This window comes from Paenibacillus sp. M-152, from assembly GCF_003856555.1.
Lineage (GTDB): Bacteria > Bacillota > Bacilli > Paenibacillales > Paenibacillaceae > Paenibacillus > Paenibacillus polymyxa_C.
The window spans coordinates 2,786,492-2,806,216 of sequence record NZ_CP034141.1 but is presented as its reverse complement, the minus strand read 5'-3'; the positions used below and the strand labels follow the sequence as shown (position 1 = coordinate 2,806,216).

Here is a 19,725-nt window from a genome sequence, read left to right as displayed (position 1 = left end):
AAGATTTCTGCTTATAACAAAACAAGTGATTTTTCCCAAGCTACCCCTTCAATCGCCAACTTCTGGTGTGCTTTAAGAAATGCGATCTGGTTCAGATTTCCAGCAAGTAATGCTTCAATAACTTTCATGGCTTCTTGCGGTTCAATTGACCCCCAGCCCTGAGTAGACATTATTTTCTGATACTCCTCTGATGCTACAACCCCGATGCTTCCCCAATAACCCCAATTTACCACCTTGGCTGTGCAACCTCTTTCTAAGGACAACTGGTGTGCGAAAGCATCCTCAAATACACAACCCGCCACATAATTGCTCTGGCCTGCTGCCTGAAGAAAAGAATTCATTGATGAGAAAAAAAGCATAAAGTCTAGTTCTTCTCCTCCAAAAACCTGCGCCAACTGAACACTGACATCTACTTTAGCCTGTAATCCTGTGCGGAATCGCTCCTCCTCCATATAGCTAATTGACTTGTCACAAAGCACGATGGCCGAATGTACCACCCCGTGAATATTTCCGTAGCGCTCCTTGATTTGGCGACAGGCCTGTGCCAGACCGACTTCATCTGCTGCATCCACTGTTATATAGGTTGGCGCCGGACCTAGCTTCGACAACCGCTGTATCTGGTGAACGATTTCCTCATTCTGTGGACGCCGTCCAATCCAAATAATTTGCGCTTGATAAGTGCGGATCATATACTCACTCCACACTGTACCGATGCCCCCGGCTCCGCCAATCACCACATACACACCTCCCAAGCGCAGTTTCGTATTCTCTGGGACAGACATGCTAACAGGAATCAGTTCGCGCCGAAACCAATCTCCTTCCCTACAAATCCACACGCCCTCGTATGGTTGGGAGGATGTAACCATCATCTCTTCCAGTGGCCATTCTTCTTTCGTTTCCATATCCAGAACCTTTATATTCCAGCGGGCGTATTCCTTGGCTACTGATCCCATCAGACCGTGCAAACTAGCATGAGCTGGGTTAACCGCATCATACATATGCACCGGCTGCGCCTGTTGAGTGATAAGCGTCCAGTGTAACGGACGGCTTCCGTAGCCAGCTTGCAGAAGGCTTTTAATGATTCTAAATACGAGCATAACCCCTTTTTCCTGATCCGAGATAATAGATGCATCCACTAGCTGAGCTGGGTTATAAGCAGGGCCGATCCACACCAGATGATCAATGCTGCCCAACGCCTCTAACTCCTGACTTATATCCTCAATGGTATGTCCACTGTGGAGCTGCAGTTTATACGCATCCGGATAATGGTTGAGAAAAGACTGTAAGCGCGTGGCGTCCTCTCCGATAATAACCAGGCGACCGCTTGGTGGGAGGCTGTCTTGGTAAAACTCTGGTTGAAACGTTTCCCAAACTGGAGTTAGCATGATCGGCTCTGCTGTTACGGCTGAAGAAGCCATATCTGGCTGCTTCAATGTGTTCAAACTCTCACTATTCGCGTGTTCCACAGTTCTTTCTTTGTGCAACGGCCGGGTGCTGAACCCGCTGAGCCGCACGCAGACCTGCCCCTGCGGATCGCAAACCTCGATATCCAGCTTGCGCACCCGCGCTTCAGGTCCGCTACCTGCACTGTAGCGGATCCATGCCCACCCCTCCTCGGGGCAAGCCTGTCTCACTTCCAGAGCCTCCAGGGCAAACGGCAGTTCTGGCTCGGGAGCTCCCTGACCGGCTGCCAGTTGCAGCCCCAGGCACCCTTGCAAGACGGCATCCATCAGTGCCGGATGCAAGGTGTAGAGGGCCTGCGTAGCCCGGGCTTCTTCTGGCAGTCTCACGTGCGCCAGTACCTCCCCCTCGCCCAGATGCAGGCGCACCAGCCCTTGGTGCGTCGGCCCATACTGCAGCCCGAGCTTGGCAAACTGCGCGTAGCAGGCGGCTCCTTCCATCACGCCCTGCGTGCAGGCGGCCTGACGAGCTGCCAGGTCGACCCGGGCTATCTCGCTTGCTTCCAGCCAGCGGGCTTGTCCTTGACTGTGCACCACCGGTTCCCCAGAGACGCCGGTTTCTTGGTAAATGTCATAGCAGATCCGGCCGTCTTCCTCCACCGCCAGCCCGATATCCACCTGTACCGCGTCCCCTTCCACCTGTAGGGGACGGGACCAGACGATCCGGCTGAGCTGCAGCACCCCAGGTTGCTCTTGCGTCCCTCTGGCGCTCTCCACCGCCGCCCGTGCCATCTCCAAGTAGGCTACCCCTGGCAGCACCGCTGCTCCCTGCACCACATGATCGCGCAGGAAGGACTCCGTTCCCCAGAAGGTACTGCTATACCGCTGACCTGCCAGATCCGAGGTATTCTCCTGCAGCAGCGGATGCAGCACGGCCCGGGCAGGGGCCACTCCAACGGACAGTACACGGGTTTCACTGGTTTGCGGCACCCAATACCGCTCGCGAGCAAACGGATAGGTCGGCAGGCTCATCCGCCGTGGACGCATGTTTCCGTAGAGCTGGTTCCATTCCACATTCAGCCCGCGGACCCACCAGTCCAGCAGCTTGGCGTACTTGCGTTTCTCCATCCATTTTCCCACCGCTTCGTGCATATCCTCATCCAGCGTCAACGTGCGCACACCTTCCCCGCCGCGCTTGACTTGACCCGTATACAGTTCCGCTTTCCCGGCTTCGCCCGACAGATATGCCGTTAGTTTGTCCCTTAGATCGTGCATGGAGCTGGCCAGAAATCCCAGTCGCGCCTCCATCGGTTCCCGGCCGATTTGCAGGGTATACGCCAGATCCCCTAAGCGTTCGTCCGGTATCTGCGTCTCTTCGATCGCCTGTAGTAACTGCCCGGCTTGCTCCTGTAGCCGCTCCGTATTTCGTGCGGACAACACCACGATGGCTGGCTGCTCCGAACTTACCGTCCACACCGGCTTGCTCTCTGTCTTAGGAATATATTCCTCGATAATAACGTGGGCATTGGAGCCCCCAAATCCAAACGAACTCACCCCCGCCCGGCGCGGTATTTCCTGTCCCTGGGCATCGGTAAGTGCTTCCCAAGGCATCGTTTCCTCCACGATATAAAACGGGCTATCCTGCAAGTCAATGTATGGATTTAACCGTTTAAAGTGTAAGGTTTTGCTTAAGGTTTGGTGTTTCATTTGCAACAGGATCTTAATCACCCCGGCTATGCCTGCTGCCAGCTCCAGATGCCCTATGTTGGTTTTTACTGACCCCAAGCCGCAGCGAACTTGGGGAGTCCCGCTCCCCAGCCCGGGATCGGCCATTTCTTCACTCAGTTCCTCGAACGCATGTTTGAGCCCACTAATTTCAATCGGATCGCCCAGTGGCGTTCCGGTGCCGTGCGTCTCCACATAGCTTACGGTCGCTGGGTGAATTCCAGCTTTGCGGTAAGCCGACTTCAGCAGTTCGGTTTGCGCCTTGGGATTCGGCGCGGTCAGCGAGTTCGCTCGTCCTCCGTGATTTTCCTCCGTTCCCCGAATTACCCCGTAAATATGATCCCCGTCTCGTTCTGCTTCGAACAACCGTTTGAGCACAATCATCCCCACCCCTTCGCCTCGCACATAGCCGTTTGCTTCGGCCGAAAAGGTTTTGCACCGTCCGTCTTCGCTAAGCATGCCTGCTTTATTGAAGCTGATGTAGTCCGCCGGACTCACCAGGGTATTCACACCGCCCACCACGGCCATAGCGCAGTCTCCTGCTTGCATAGCCCGTACGGCGCGGTGCACGGCGATCAAGGAACTGGAGCAGGCCGTTTCAATCGGTTCACTCGGCCCATGCAGATTCAGGAAATAGCTCATCCGGTTCGGTCCCACCGAAGGCACCTTCCCGGTGGAAGAATACCCTTCAATTGCAACTTGAGACTGGGCGATCAGTTCATGGTAGCCTGTACTACCTGTACCCACAAAAATGCCTGTCGAGCTCCCGGACAAGCTCTGTGCCGCATAGCCGGCATCCTCGATGGCCTTCCACACATATGTCATCAGCAGCCGCTGCTGCGGATCCATCAGCTCTGCTTCTCGGGGCGAAATACCGAAGAACAGCGGATCAAACTCATCCATCCCCTGCATAAAACCGCCCCACTTGATGTTAGTTTTGTTCGTTTCTTCCTGCGGATCGCCGTAATATGCACGCCAGTCCCACCGCTCGGCCGGGATTTCCCGGATGCCGTCGATACCTGAGACCAGACCTTGCCACAACTCGTCTACATTGTTGGCACCGGGAAATTTACCGCTCATCCCGATAATGGCAATCGCTTCTCGGGCTGTAGGGGTTGAAGCGGCAGGGGCAAACCCTGTCCGGTGCCCCCGTCCTGCCAGACGTACAGGCGGTTGGCCGCTTTCGGACTCATATGCCTGTGGCTCTACGAAGCTTGGACGAGCTGGAACCGAAGCTGCGGTCTGCCTCATCCCACCGAAACTGCGGGACAGGGCTCCGCGGTGCTCCCGCACCAAATATCCCGCCAAGTCTCGGATGGTGGCATATTCAAAAAAGATCGTTGGCGTCAGGTTCAGGGTATAGGTTTGATTCAGCACATTGGCCAGTTCCGTCAAGGTAATGGAATCAAATCCGTATTCATGCAGTTCCCCCTCGTGATCAATCTCGTCCAGCTTCACTTTCAGCATGTTTGAGATCTGACGGGTCAAGGCGTGTTCTACCTCATCCTGTAAAGCGATAGAATCTACTCCCTCTACCTTAGGCTCCACCTGCATCGTTGCCCTTTCGTTGAGCAATGCTATATGCAGCCGTGCTACCCGTCCCTCGGCGGCCATTATACGAGCGGACGTACCGGCCAGTGCTTGATACAATAGCGTTATTCCCGTGGTCGTCCGCAGCGGTGTCAGGCCTAACTGCTGCTCCATCCGTTGCCGCGTGGCCATATCCACCTGCATTCCGCCTTCCGCCCACAGCGGCCAGTTCAGCGATAGCGTGCGTCCGTGTCCTATGCCTTGCTTCACCCGCTCCTGGCGGTATACCGCATAACGATCCATAAAGGCATTGGCCATCGCATAGTCCGCCTGACCTGCGTTCCCCAGCACCCCGGCTATCGACGAGAACAGCAGGAATAGGTCTAGCTTCATGCCGCGCGTCGCTTCGTCCAGATGCACGGTGCCTGCCACCTTCGGTGCCAGCACCCGCTTCCCTTCCGCTACGCTTTTCTTCAAAAGATACTGGTCCTCAATCACTCCAGCGCTGTGAATCACCCCGTTCAGCGCTCCATACTTCTGCTGAATCTGCTTCATCAGGGCGTGTACCGCCAGGCCGTCGGTTACATCCAGCTGGGCATAGATCGCCTCTGCCCCTTGCGCCCGCAGCTGCGCCAATGGCTCTGCCGCTGCTGACTCGGGTGAGCGACCGGCCAAGATCAGAATCGGGTGCTTCGTCTTCGCCGCAATGTCTTGCGCCACCCGCTGCCCCAGGCCTCCAGCTCCGCCCGTCACAACGTACACCCCGCCGTCTTTCCAAGGTAACGTTGGTAACGTTTCTGGACTCGTCGGTTCCGGGCATACTTGCCAGCGGGCTACTTCGCGTGCCCCGGCACGGTAGCGGATGTCTGTTTCTTGCGTGCAACGGCGGTTGTCCTGCAGCCGTTGCAGACCTTCCTGACCCGTGGACAGCCGTCCCAGTTCAATCATCTGTCCTCGCAGCTTCGGCTGCTCCAACTGGGCTGTGCGCAGCAGGCCCGTCAGCCCTGACCATAAGGCGGCGTATCCCGCTTCTTCTGCCTCCGAATCCACGGAGACGATTTGAATGAGTACCCGCTGCTGTGGTTTGCTGCGCAGCACCTCCTGGATTCGTTCCAGCGCTTGCATCGCATACTGCTCGTAGCGTTGCTCCAGACGCTGTGCCTCGGCTTGCAGGCGGTGACACACCACCTGCGGCGAGGTCTGCAGCAAGTCTAGCAATGCTGCCCATGCGGTTTCCTCTCCAGGGAGTGACGCGCTTTCCGGCGGGTCACACAGCAGAACCAGATGTGCTTCCTCAGGTTCCTGCTGCGCGTGTGCTGCCGGGACCTCCTGCGCATGCCAAACTGGCTCCGCCATGACGGTACCTAGCTGCGCTTTCTCCCCATGCAGCGGCCGGGTGCTGAACCCGCTGAGCCGCACGCAGACCTGCCCCTGCGGATCGCAAACCTCGATATCCAGTTTGCGCACCCGCGCTTCAGGTCCGCTGCCTGCACTGTAGCGGATCCATGCCCATCCCTCCTCGGGGCAAGCCTGTCTCACTTCCAGTGCCTCCAGGGCAAACGGCAGTTCCGGCTCGGGAGCTCCCTCGCCGGCTGCCAGCTGCAGCCCCAGGCACCCTTGCAAGACCGCATCCATCAGTGCCGGATGCAAGGTGTAGAGGGCCTGCGTAGCCCGGGCTTCTTCTGGCAGTCTCACGTGCGCCAGTACCTCCCCCTCGCCCAGATGCAGGCGCACCAGCCCTTGGTGCGTCGACCCATACTGCAGCCCGAGCTTGGCAAACTGCGCGTAGCAGGCGGCTCCTTCCATCACGCCCTGCGTGCAGGCGGCCTGACGAGCTGCCAGGTCGACCCGGGCTATCTCGCTTGCTTCCAGCCAGCGGGCTTGTCCTTGACTGTACACCACCGTTTCCCCAGAGACGCCGGTTTCTTGGTAAATGTCATAGCAGATCCGGCCGTCTTCCTCCACCGCCAGCCCGATATCTACCTGTACCGCGTCCCCTTCCACTTGTAGGGGACGGGACCAGACGATCCGGCTGAGCTGCAGCACCCCAGGTTGCTCTTGCGCGCCCCTGGCGCTCTCCACCGCCGCCCGTGCCATCTCCAAGTAGGCCACCCCTGGCAGCACCGCTGCTCCCTGCACCACATGATCGCGCAAGAAGGGCTCCGTTCCCCAGAAGGTACTGCTATACCGCTGACCTGCCAGATCTGAGGTATTCTCCTGCAGCAGCGGATGCAGCACGGCCCGGGCAGGGGCCACTCCAACGGACAATACACGGGTTTCACTGGTTTGCGGCACCCAATACCGCTCGCGAGCAAACGGATAGGTCGGCAGGCTCATCCGCCGTGGACGTATATTTCCGTAGAGCTGGTTCCATTCCACATTCAGCCCGCGAGCCCACCAGTCCAGCAGCTTGGTGTACTTGCGTTTCTCCATCCATTTTCCCACCGCTTCGTGCATATCCTCATCCAGCGTCAACGTGCGAACACCTTCCCCGCCGCGCTTGACTTGACCCGTATACAGTTCCGCTTTCCCGGCTTCGCCCGACAGATATGCCGTTAGCTTGTCCCTTAGATCGTGCATGGAGCTGGCCAGAAATCCCAGTCGCGCCTCCATCGGCTCCCGGCCGATTTGCAGGGTATACGCCAGATCCCCTAAGCGTTCGTCCGGTATCTGTGTCTCCTCAATCGCCTGTAGTAACTGTCCGGCTTGCTCCTGCAGCCGCTCCGTATTTCGTGCGGACAACACCACGATGGCTGGCTGCTCCGAACTTACCGTCCACACCGGCTTGCTTTCTGGCTTAGGAATATATTCCTCGATAATAACGTGGGCATTGGAGCCCCCAAATCCAAACGAACTCACCCCCGCCCGGCGCGGTATTTCCTGTCCCTGGGCATCGGTAAGTGCTTCCCAAGGCATCGTTTCCTCTACGATATAAAACGGGCTATCCTGCAAGTCAATGTATGGATTTAACCGTTCAAAGTGTAAGGTTTTGCTTAAGGTTTGGTGTTTCATTTGCAACAGGATCTTAATCACCCCGGCTATGCCTGCTGCCAGCTCCAGATGCCCTATGTTGGTTTTTACTGACCCCAAGCCGCAGCGAACTTGGGGAGTCCCGCTCCCCAGCCCGGGATCGGCCATTTCTTCACTCAGTTCCTCGAACGCATGTTTGAGCCCACTAATTTCAATCGGATCGCCCAGTGGCGTTCCGGTGCCGTGCGTCTCCACATAGCTTACGGTCGCTGGGTGAATTCCAGCTTTGCGGTAAGCCGACTTCAGCAGTTCGGTTTGCGCCTTGGGATTCGGCGCGGTCAGCGAGTTCGCTCGTCCTCCGTGATTTTCCTCCGTTCCCCGAATTACCCCGTAAATATGATCCCCGTCTCGTTCTGCTTCGAACAACCGTTTGAGCACAATCATCCCCACCCCTTCGCCTCGCACATAGCCGTTTGCTTCGGCCGAAAAGGTTTTGCACCGTCCGTCTTCGCTAAGCATGCCTGCTTTATTGAAGCTGATGTAGTCCGCCGGACTCACCAGGGTATTCACACCGCCCACCACGGCCATAGCGCAGTCTCCTGCTTGCATAGCCCGTACGGCGCGGTGCACGGCGATCAAGGAACTGGAGCAGGCCGTTTCAATCGGTTCACTCGGCCCATGCAGATTCAGGAAATAGCTCATCCGGTTCGGTCCCACCGAAGGCACCTTCCCGGTGGAAGAATACCCTTCAATTGCAACTTGAGACTGGGCGATCAGTTCATGGTAGCCTGTACTACCTGTACCCACAAAAATGCCTGTCGAGCTCCCGGACAAGCTCTGTGCCGCATAGCCGGCATCCTCGATGGCCTTCCACACATATGTCATCAGCAGCCGCTGCTGCGGATCCATCAGCTCTGCTTCTCGGGGCGAAATACCGAAGAACAGCGGATCAAACTCATCCATCCCCTGCATAAAACCGCCCCACTTGATGTTAGTTTTGTTCGTTTCTTCCTGCGGATCGCCGTAATATGCACGCCAGTCCCACCGCTCGGCCGGGATTTCCCGGATGCCGTCGATACCTGAGACCAGACCTTGCCACAACTCGTCTACATTGTTGGCACCGGGAAATTTACCGCTCATCCCGATAATGGCAATCGCTTCTCGGGCTGTAGGGGTTGAAGCGGCAGGGGCAAACCCTGTCCGGTGCCCCCGTCCTGCCAGACGTACAGGCGGTTGGCCGCTTTCGGACTCATATGCCTGTGGCTCTACGAAGCTTGGACGAGCTGGAACCGAAGCTGCGGTCTGCCTCATCCCGCCGAAACTGCGGGACAGGGCTCCGCGGTGCTCCCGCACCAAATATCCCGCCAAGTCTCGGATGGTGGCATATTCAAAAAAGATCGTTGGCGTCAGGTCCAGGGTATAGGTTTGATTCAGCACATTGGCCAGTTCCGTCAGGGTGATGGAATCAAATCCGTATTCATGCAGTTCCCCCTCGTGATCAATCTCGTCCAGCTTCACTTTCAGCATGTTTGAGATCTGACGGGTCAAGGCGTGTTCTACCTCATCCTGTAAAGCGATAGAATCTACTCCCTCTACCTTAGGCTCCACCTGCACCGTTGCCCTTTCGTTGAGCAATGCTATATGCAGCCGTGCTACCCGTCCCTCGGCGGCCATTATACGAGCGGACGTACCGGCCAGTGCTTGATACAATAGCGTTATTCCCGTGGTCGTCCGCAGCGGTGTCAGGCCTAACTGCTGCTCCATCCGTTGCCGCGTAGCCAAGTCCACCTGCATTCCGCCTTCCGCCCACAGCGGCCAGTTCAGCGATAGCGTGCGTCCGTGTCCTATGCCTTGCTTCACCCGCTCCTGGCGGTATACCGCATAACGATCCATAAAGGCATTGGCCATCGCATAGTCCGCCTGACCTGCGTTCCCCAGCACCCCGGCTATCGACGAGAACAACAGGAATAGGTCTAGCTTCATGCCGCGCGTCGCTTCGTCCAGATGCACGGTGCCTGCCACCTTCGGTGCCAGCACCCGTTTCCCTTCCGCTACGTTTTTCTTTAAAAGATACTGGTCCTCAATCACTCCAGCGCTGTGAATCACCCCGTTCAGCGCTCCATACTTCTGCTGAATCTGCTCCATCAGGGCGTGCACCGCCAGCCCGTCGGTCACATCCAGCTGGGCATAGATCGCCTCTGCCCCTTGCGCCCGCAGCTGCGCCAATGGCTCTGCCGCTGCTGACTCGGGTGAGCGACCGGCCAAGATCAGAATCGGGTGCTTCGTCTTCGCCGCAATGTCTTGTGCCACCCGCTGCCCCAGGCCTCCGGCTCCGCCCGTCACAACGTACACCCCGCCGTCTTTCCAAGGTAACGTTGGTAACGTTTCTGGACTCGTCGGTTCCGGGCATACTTGCCAGCGGGCTACTTCGCGTGCCCCGGCACGGTAGCGGATGTCTGTTTCTTGCGAGCAACGGCGGTTGTCCTGCAGCCGTTGCAGGCCTTCCTGACCCGTGAACAGCCGTCCCAGTTCAATCATCTGTCCTCGCAGCTTCGGCTGCTCCAACTGGGCTGTGCGCAGCAGGCCTGCCAGCCCTGACCATAAGGCGGCGTATCCCGCTTCTTCTGCCTCCGAATCCACGGAGACGATTTGAATGAGTACCCGCTGCTGTGGTTTGCTGCGCAGCACCTCCTGGATTCGTTCCAGCGCTTGCATCGCATACTGCTCGTAGCGTTGCTCCAGACGCTGTGCCTCGGCCTGCAGGCGGTGACACACTACCTGCGGCGAGGTCTGCAGCAAGTCTAGCAATGCTGCCCATGCGGTTTCCTCACCAGAGAGCAACGCGCTTTCCGGCGGGTCACACAGCAGGACCAGATGCGCTTCCTCGGCTTCCTGCTGCGCGTGTGCTGCTGGGACCTCTTGCGCGTGCCAAACTGGCTCCGCCATGACGGTACCTAGCTGCGTTTTCTCCCCATGCAGCGGCCGGGTGCTGAACCCGCTGAGCCGCACGCAGACCTGCCCCTGCGGATCGCAAACCTCGATATCCAGCTTGCGCACCCGCGCTTCAGGTCCGCTACCTGCACTGTAGCGGATCCATGCCCACCCCTCCTCGGGGCAAGCCTGTCTCACTTCCAAAGCCTCCAGGGCAAACGGCAGTTCCGGCTCGGGAGCTCCCTGACCGGCTGCCAGCTGCAGCCCCAGGCACCCTTGCAAGACGGCATCCATCAGTGCCGGATGCAAGGTGTAGAGGGCCTGCGTAGCCCGGGCTTCTTCTGGCAGTCTCACGTGCGCCAGTACCTCCCCCTCGCCCAGATGCAGGCGCACCAGCCCTTGGTGCGTCGGCCCATACTGCAGCCCGAGCTTGGCAAACTGCGCGTAGCAGGCGGCTCCTTCCATCACGCCCTGCGTGCAGGCGGCCTGACGAGCTGCCAGGTCGACCCGGGCTATCTCGCTTGCTTCCAGCCAGCGGGCTTGTCCTTGACTGTGCACCACCGGTCCCACAGAGACGCCGGTTTCTTGGTAAATGTCATAGCAGATCCGGCCGTCTTCCTCCACCGCCAGCCCGATATCCACCTGTACCGCGTCCCCTTCCACCTGTAGGGGACGGGACCAGACGATCCGGCTGAGCTGCAGCACCCCAGGTTGCTCTTGCGTCCCTCTGGCGCTCTCCACCGCCGCCCGTGCCATCTCCAAGTAGGCTACCCCTGGCAGCACCGCTGCTCCCTGCACCACATGATCGCGCAGGAAGGACTCCGTTCCCCAGAAGGTACTGCTATACCGCTGACCTGCCAGATCCGAGGTATTCTCCTGCAGCAGCGGATGCAGCACGGCCCGGGCAGGGGCCACTCCAACGGACAGTACACGGGTTTCACTGGTTTGCGGCACCCAATACCGCTCGCGAGCAAACGGATAGGTCGGCAGGCTCATCCGCCGTGGACGCATGTTTCCGTAGAGCTGGTTCCATTCCACATTCAGCCCGCGGACCCACCAGTCCAGCAGCTTGGCGTACTTGCGTTTCTCCATCCATTTCCCCACCGCTTCGTGCATATCCTCATCCAGCGTCAACGTGCGCACACCTTCCCCGCCGCGCTTGACTTGACCCGTATACAGTTCCGCTTTCCCGGCTTCGCCCGACAGATATGCCGTTAGTTTGTCCCTTAGATCGTGCATGGAGCTGGCCAGAAATCCCAGTCGCGCCTCCATCGGTTCCCGGCCGATTTGCAGGGTATACGCCAGATCCCCTAAGCGTTCGTCCGGTATCTGCGTCTCTTCGATCGCCTGTAGTAACTGCCCGGCTTGCTCCTGTAGCCGCTCCGTATTTCGTGCGGACAACACCACGATGGCTGGCTGCTCCGAACTTACCGTCCACACCGGCTTGCTCTCTGTCTTAGGAATATATTCCTCGATAATAACGTGGGCATTGGAGCCCCCAAATCCAAACGAACTCACCCCCGCCCGGCGCGGTATTTCCTGTCCCTGGGCATCGGTAAGTGCTTCCCAAGGCATCGTTTCCTCTACGATATAAAACGGGCTATCCTGCAAGTCAATGTATGGATTTAACCGTTCAAAGTGTAAGGTTTTGCTTAAGGTTTGGTGTTTCATTTGCAACAGGATCTTAATCACCCCGGCTATGCCTGCTGCCAGCTCCAGATGCCCTATGTTGGTTTTTACTGACCCCAAGCCGCAGCGAACTTGGGGAGTCCCGCTCCCCAGCCCGGGATCGGCCATTTCTTCACTCAGTTCCTCGAACGCATGTTTGAGCCCACTAATTTCAATCGGATCGCCCAGTGGCGTTCCGGTGCCGTGCGTCTCCACATAGCTTACGGTCGCTGGGTGAATTCCAGCTTTGCGGTAAGCCGACTTCAGCAGTTCGGTTTGCGCCTTGGGATTCGGCGCGGTCAGCGAGTTCGCTCGTCCTCCGTGATTTTCCTCCGTTCCCCGAATTACCCCGTAAATATGATCCCCGTCTCGTTCTGCTTCGAACAACCGTTTGAGCACAATCATCCCCACCCCTTCGCCTCGCACATAGCCGTTTGCTTCGGCCGAAAAGGTTTTGCACCGTCCGTCTTCGCTAAGCATGCCTGCTTTATTGAAGCTGATGTAGTCCGCCGGACTCACCAGGGTATTCACACCGCCCACCACGGCCATAGCGCAGTCTCCTGCTTGCATAGCCCGTACGGCGCGGTGCACGGCGATCAAGGAACTGGAGCAGGCTGTTTCAATCGGTTCACTCGGCCCATGCAGATTCAGGAAATAGCTCATCCGATTCGGCCCCACCGAAGGCACCTTCCCGGTGGAAGAATACCCTTCAATTGCAACTTGAGACTGGGCGATCAGTTCATGGTAGCCTGTACTACCTGTACCCACAAAAATGCCTGTCGAGCTCCCGGACAAGCTCTGTGCCGCATAGCCGGCATCCTCGATGGCCTTCCACACATATGTCATCAGCAGCCGCTGCTGCGGATCCATCAGCTCCGCTTCTCGGGGCGAAATACCGAAGAACAGGGGATCAAACTCATCCATCCCCTCCATAAAACCGCCCCACTTGATGTTAGTTTTGTTCGTTTCTTCCTGCGGGTCGCCGTAATATGCACGCCAGTCCCACCGCTCGGCCGGGATTTCCCGGATGCCGTCGATACCTGAGACCAGACCTTGCCACAACTCGTCTACATTGTTGGCACCGGGAAATTTACCGCTCATCCCGATAATGGCAATCGCTTCTCGGGCTGTAGGGGTTGAAGCGGCAGGGGCAAACCCTGTCCGGTGCCCCCGTCCTGCCAGACGTACAGGCGGTTGGCCGCTTTCGGACTCATATGCCTGTGGCTCTACGAAGCTTGGACGAGCTGGAACCGAAGCTGCGGTCTGCCTCATCCCGCCGAAACTGCGGGACAGGGCTCCGCGGTGCTCCCGCACCAAATATCCCGCCAAGTCTCGGATGGTGGCATATTCAAAAAAGATCGTTGGCGTCAGGTCCAGGGTATAGGTTTGGTTCAGCACATTGGCCAGCTCCGTCAGGGTGATGGAATCAAATCCGTATTCATGCAGTTCCCCCTCGTGATCAATCTCGTCCAGCTTCACTTTCAGCATGTTTGAGATCTGACGGGTCAAGGCGTGTTCTACCTCATCCTGTAAAGCGATAGAATCTACTCCCTCTACCTTAGGCTCCACCTGCACCGTTGCCCTTTCAGGCGCATTCTCGTTGAGCAATACTGTACGCAGCCGTGCTATCCGTCCCTCGGCGGCCATTATGCGAGCGGACGTACCGGCCAGTGCTTGATACAATAGCGTTATTCCCGTGGTCGTCCGCAGCGGTGTCAGGCCTAACTGCTGCTCCATCCGTTGCCGCGTAGCCAAGTCCACCTGCATTCCGCCTTCTGCCCATAATGGCCAGTTCAGCGATAGCGTGCGCCCGTGTCCTATGCCTTGCTTCACCCGCTCCTGGCGGTATACCGCATAACGATCCATAAAGGCATTGGCCATCGCATAGTCCGCCTGACCTGCGTTCCCCAGCACCCCAGCTATCGACGAGAACAACAGGAATAGGTCTAGCTTCATGCCGCGCGTCGCTTCGTCCAGATGCACGGTGCCTGCCACCTTCGGTGCCAGCACCCGCTTCCCTTCCGCTACGTTTTTCTTCAAAAGATACTGGTCCTCAATCACTCCAGCGCTGTGAATCACCCCGTTCAGCGCTCCATACTTCTGCTGAATCTGCTTCATCAGGGCGTGTACCGCCGGGCCGTCGGTTACATCCAGCTGGGCATAGATCGCCTCTGCCCCTTGCGCCCGCAGCTGCGCCAATGGCTCTGCCGCTGCTGACTCGGGTGAGCGACCGGCCAAGATCAGAATCGGGTGCTTCGTCTTCGCCGCAATGTCTTGCGCCACCCGCTGCCCCAGGCCTCCAGCTCCGCCCGTCACAACGTACACCCCGCCGTCTTTCCAAGGTAACGTTGGTAACGTTTCTGGACTCGTCGGTTCCGGGCATACTTGCCAGCGGGCTACTTCGCGTGCCCCGGCACGGTAGCGGATGTCTGTTTCTTGCGTGCAACGGCGGTTGTCCTGCAGCCGTTGCAGACCTTCCTGACCCGTGGACAGCCGTCCCAGTTCAATCATCTGTCCTCGCAGCTTCGGTTGCTCCAGCTGGGCTGTGCGCAGCAGGCCTGTCAGCCCTGACCATAAGGCGGCGTATCCCGCTTCTTCTACCTCCGAATCCACGGAGACAATTTGAATGAGTACCCGCTGCTGTGGTTTGCTGCGCAGCACCTCCTGGATTCGTTCCAGCGCTTGCATCGCATATTGCTCGTAGCGTTGCTCCAGACGCTGTGCCTCGGCCTGCAGGCGGTGACACACCACCTGCGGCGAGGTCTGCAGCAAGTCTAGCAATGCTGCCCATGCCACTGGCGACGCGCTTTTCGGCGGGGCACACAGCAGAACCAGATGTGCTTCCTCAGGTTCCTGCTGCGCGTGTGCTGCCGGGACCTCTTGCGCGTGCCAAACTGGCTCCGCCATGACGGTACCTAGCTGCGTTTTCTCCCCATGCAGCGGCCGGGTGCTGAACCCGCTGAGCCGCACGCAGACCTGCCCCTGCGGATCGCAAACCTCGATATCCAGCTTGCGCACCCGCGCTTCAGGTCCGCTACCTGCACTGTAGCGGATCCATGCCCACCCCTCCTCGGGGCAAGCCTGTCTCACTTCCAAAGCCTCCAGGGCAAACGGCAGTTCTGGCTTGGGAGCTCCCTGACCGGCTGCCAGCTGCAGCCCCAGGCACCCTTGCAAGACGGCATCCATCAGTGCCGGATGCAAGGTGTAGAGGGCCTGCGTAGCCCGGGCTTCTTCTGGCAGTCTCACGTGCGCCAGTACCTCCCCCTCGCCCAGATGCAGGCGCACCAGCCCTTGGTGCGTCGGCCCATACTGCAGCCCGAGCTTGGCAAACTGCGCGTAGCAGGCGGCTCCTTCCATCACGCCCTGCGTGCAGGCGGCCTGACGAGCTGCCAGGTCGACCCGGGCTATCTCGCTTGCTTCCAGCCAGCGGGCTTGTCCTTGACTGTGCACCACCGGTTCCCCAGAGACGCCGGTTTCTTGGTAAATGTCATAGCAGATCCGGCCGTCTTCCTCCACCGCCAGCCCGATATCCACCTGTACCGCGTCCCCTTCCACTTGTAGGGGACGAGACCAGACGATCCGGCTGAGCTGCAGCACCCCAGGCTGCTCTTGCGTCCCCCTGGCGCTCTCCACCGCCGCCCGTGCCATCTCCAAGTAGGCCACCCCCGGCAGCACCGCTGCTCCCTGCACCACATGATCGCGCAAGAAGGGCTCCGTTCCCCAAAAGGTACTGCTATACCGCTGTCCCGCCAGATCCGAGGTATTCTCCTGCAGCAGCGGATGCAGCACAGCCCGGGCAGGGGCACCTGCTGGATTCACTCCAGTGGGCAATACACGGGGTTCAGCGGGTTGCGGCACCCAATACCGCTCGCGAGCAAACGGATAGGTCGGCAGGCTCATCCGCCGTGGACGTATATTTCCGTAGAGCTGGTTCCATTCCACATTCAGCCCGCGAGCCCACCAGTCCAGCAGCTTGGCGTACTTGCGTTTCTCCATCCATTTCCCCACCGCTTCGTGCATATCCTCATCCAGCGTCAACGTGCGCACGCCTTCCCCGCCGCGCTTGACTTGACCCGTATACAGTTCCGCTTTCCCGGCTTCGCCCGACAGATATGCCGTTAGTTTGTCCCTTAGATCGTGCATGGAGCTGGCTAGAAATCCCAGTCGCGCCTCCATCGGCTCCCGGCCAATTTGCAGGGTATACGCCAAATCCCCTAAGCGTTCGTCCGGTATCTGCGTCTCTTCGATCGCCTGTAGTAACTGCCCGGCTTGCTCCTGTAGCCGCTCCGTATTTCGTGCGGACAACACCACGATGGCTGGCTGCTCCGAACTTACCGTCCACACCGACTTGCTTTCTGCCTTAGGGATATATTCCTCGATAATAACGTGGGCATTGGAGCCCCCAGCGCCAAAGGAAGAAATACCCGCAATTCTTGGAAATTCCTTTCCAGTATTCAGTAACGGCCTTTTCCATTCTGATAGTTGTTTTTGCACAAAAAAAGGTGTTTTAGAGAAATTTATATTCTGATTTAGCTTATCTGCGTACAGACTAGGTACTAATTGGCTGTGTTTAAGTTGAAGAACGATTTTGGTTAATCCCGCTATTCCAGCTGCAGCCTCAAGATGTCCGATATTGGTTTTGACCGAGCCGATTGCACAAAAATCTGTATCCTGCGTGTCTTTATCAAACGCTTGCTGAAGCCCCGTTATTTCAATAGGGTCTCCAAGTTCCGTTCCTGTTCCATGGGCCTCGATGTAACTAATGGCTCGGGCATTAACCCCCGCTTTTTGCATGGCCTCACGGATGAGTTCCCCTTGGGCAACAGGATTAGGCACGGTGTAACCGTTAGTTTTACCTCCATGATTGATATGACTTGCACTGATAAGTGCATAAATATGATCCTCATCTGCGAGGGCCCGTGATAGAGGCTTCAGTATAACTGCCCCTGCACCCTCTCCTGGAACAAATCCGTTAGCACCTTGCCCGAAGCTTTTGCATTTACCGTCTACTGATAACATTTTTGCATTGCATAACTCTATATAATTGGAAGGATGCATATACAAATTTACTCCGCCAGCAATTGCCATTTCACAATCTCCGTTATGCAGATGCTGACAAGCTTGATGTATTGCCGTTAAGGAGGACGAACACATCGTATCAACAGGCATACTAGGACCATTCAAATTTAATAAATAAGATATTCTGTTAGCTACAGAACTAAATGATGTATGTGGAAATAATTTATCACCTTGGCTCCAAAAAGTTGGTCCATAGAGGCTGAAACCAGTTTTAGTAATACCCGCATATACTCCGACTTTTCCAAAATGTCGTTGCTTAATTAATGCTCTTGTATAACCTGAATCTTCTAGGGCTTCCCAGCAAGTCTGGATAAATATGCGCTCCTGAGGATCCATATTGAGGGCTTCACGAGGTGAGATATTAAAAAACAAGGAATCAAAGTTAGAAAATCCTTGCAAGAATCCCCCCCACTTGCTGTAACTTTTCCCTTCAACTAGTGCTTTATTGGGATCAGGTTCATAAAAATCATCCAATGTCCATCTGTCCGTGGGAATCTCACTAATACAATCCTTTCCATTTTTTAAGTTATTCCAGTATTCATCCAAATTGTCTGCCTCCGGATAATGCCCGCTTATTCCGATAATAGCAATAGGATCTTTTGACTTATTCCGTGAAAATGGAGAAGACGTATAGAAGAAAGAGTTGGTTTTTTTTGTTTTTTTCAGAGGTTTCTCTCTTAACTTCCGTGTCTCGACTTGCGTATGATCCTGTGATTCCCCTTCATCCTGAGTAGTTATCAGAAATCCTGTCCACTCAGAGCAACTGTCTGTCATATTTTCTGTGAAATATTCACTTAGCTCATGTAATGTTCTGTATTCATAAAACAGGGTCTTTGAGCAATCATCGAATACTTCAGCAAGCTTTCGGTTCGCACTCATAATAATTAGAGAATCAATACCGTATGTTTCCAGAGGTTCAAACACATCTATTTGGGATGCTTCAAGCTTTAACTCTTTGCTCATTAATTCTTTTAACTTAGTTTGAACCTGCATTCTTAATCGTTGTTTATCTATATTTGAGGAAGCCTGTTCTTTATTTTTCAAGTTGCTTGCGGCATGATTGCAAAGGATATAATTTCTAAGCTTTTGTTCTTCACCTTCTGCACATAACACTTGCTGTTTTTCACTTTTCATAACAGCGTATAGAGCCTTAATGGCCGAGGTTGAAAGCATAGGTATTACTCCCATGGTTTCCTTCATCGTATGCTTGGTTACATCATCTACCTTCATTCCCCCACGTTCCCAGAGGGCCCAATTGATAGATTGTGTCCAACCATACCGCTCTTGTCTATTGGCAAGTTCATTCCGATAAGCTGCGTACCGATCCATAAAAGAATTAGCCAGCGCATAATCGGCCTGTCCTACGCTACCAACAGCACCCGCGGCAGAAGAAAACATTAGAAAAAAATCCAGCTTCATGTCTTTAGTTATTTCATCCAAATTCACTGTTCCCGCGACCTTTGGAGACATGATTTCATCAACTTCGGAACTATCCTTCTTTATAATAAAGTTATCTTTATGAACACCTGCACAATGGATAACTCCATTAAGTTGAGCGTGTTCTTCCACAACAAGATTCATCCATTTCTGGATAGAGCTTGAGTCAGTTATATCTACGCTTTCATATATTACTCTAGCCCCCTTAGCCTGCAGTTCTGAAAGAAATCCCTTTGCACTATTAGCAGGAGAGCGACCGACCAACAGAATCGTAGGATGTTTTACTGTATCCGCTATTTCATGCGAAAGAATCTGTCCAATTCCACCGGTTCCTCCGGTAATTAAATATACCCCTCCATCTTTCCATGGGACGGGGTTATTAAGCTCTACAATCGTGTGATTTTGGTCCTGTACATTACACTCCTTCCAAGAAGCCGTCTCACGTATATTATCTACATACCGAACATGGTGTTCCTGAGGATATTGACTGTTCTCTTTTAGAATGGAAAGTAACTTTTCCGCGGAACATGCCGAATTGATTTCAATAAATTGTCCTACTATTTTTGGATTTTCAAGCTTAGCAGTACGCAATAATCCTGTTAAACCAGCCCGCAATTGTTGCTCTGCGTGGCGTGGAAGCACTGAAACAATTTGAAAAAGAATATGCCCCCGTGGCTTACTTTCCATTACATTTTTTAATACCTGAAAACTCTGCAAAGCGTAGTCCCGAAATATTCGATCCCGGCGGTTCTCAGTTGTATCTATACGCGAACAATCCACCGCGTCAACTGTATTTTTGAAAGAGTGGTTTTTAAAGGCTGAGGATAATTTCTCCTTTAGATACTCACATAAATCTTCTTTAAATTCTTTTTCAGGATCGCAGAGCAAAACAATAATTCTTTCAAATTCAATTTTGTTTGAAGTAGAGAGTTGATCACACCATATAGGTTCAAACATCAACATTTTTGTCATGGTTAGAATCTCC

Annotated in this window: 1 protein-coding gene; it reads right to left on the bottom strand. The window is 55.6% G+C overall.

Translation table 11 applies throughout. From position 1 onward, the window contains the following. Positions 1–11: 11 nt before the first annotated feature. The gene (locus EGM68_RS12485) at positions 12–19,712 is read right to left on the bottom strand and encodes an SDR family NAD(P)-dependent oxidoreductase (protein ID WP_165264032.1); all 19,701 of its coding nucleotides are present in this window, start codon (positions 19,710–19,712) and stop codon (positions 12–14) included. Between the last annotated feature and the right edge of the window lie 13 nt (positions 19,713–19,725).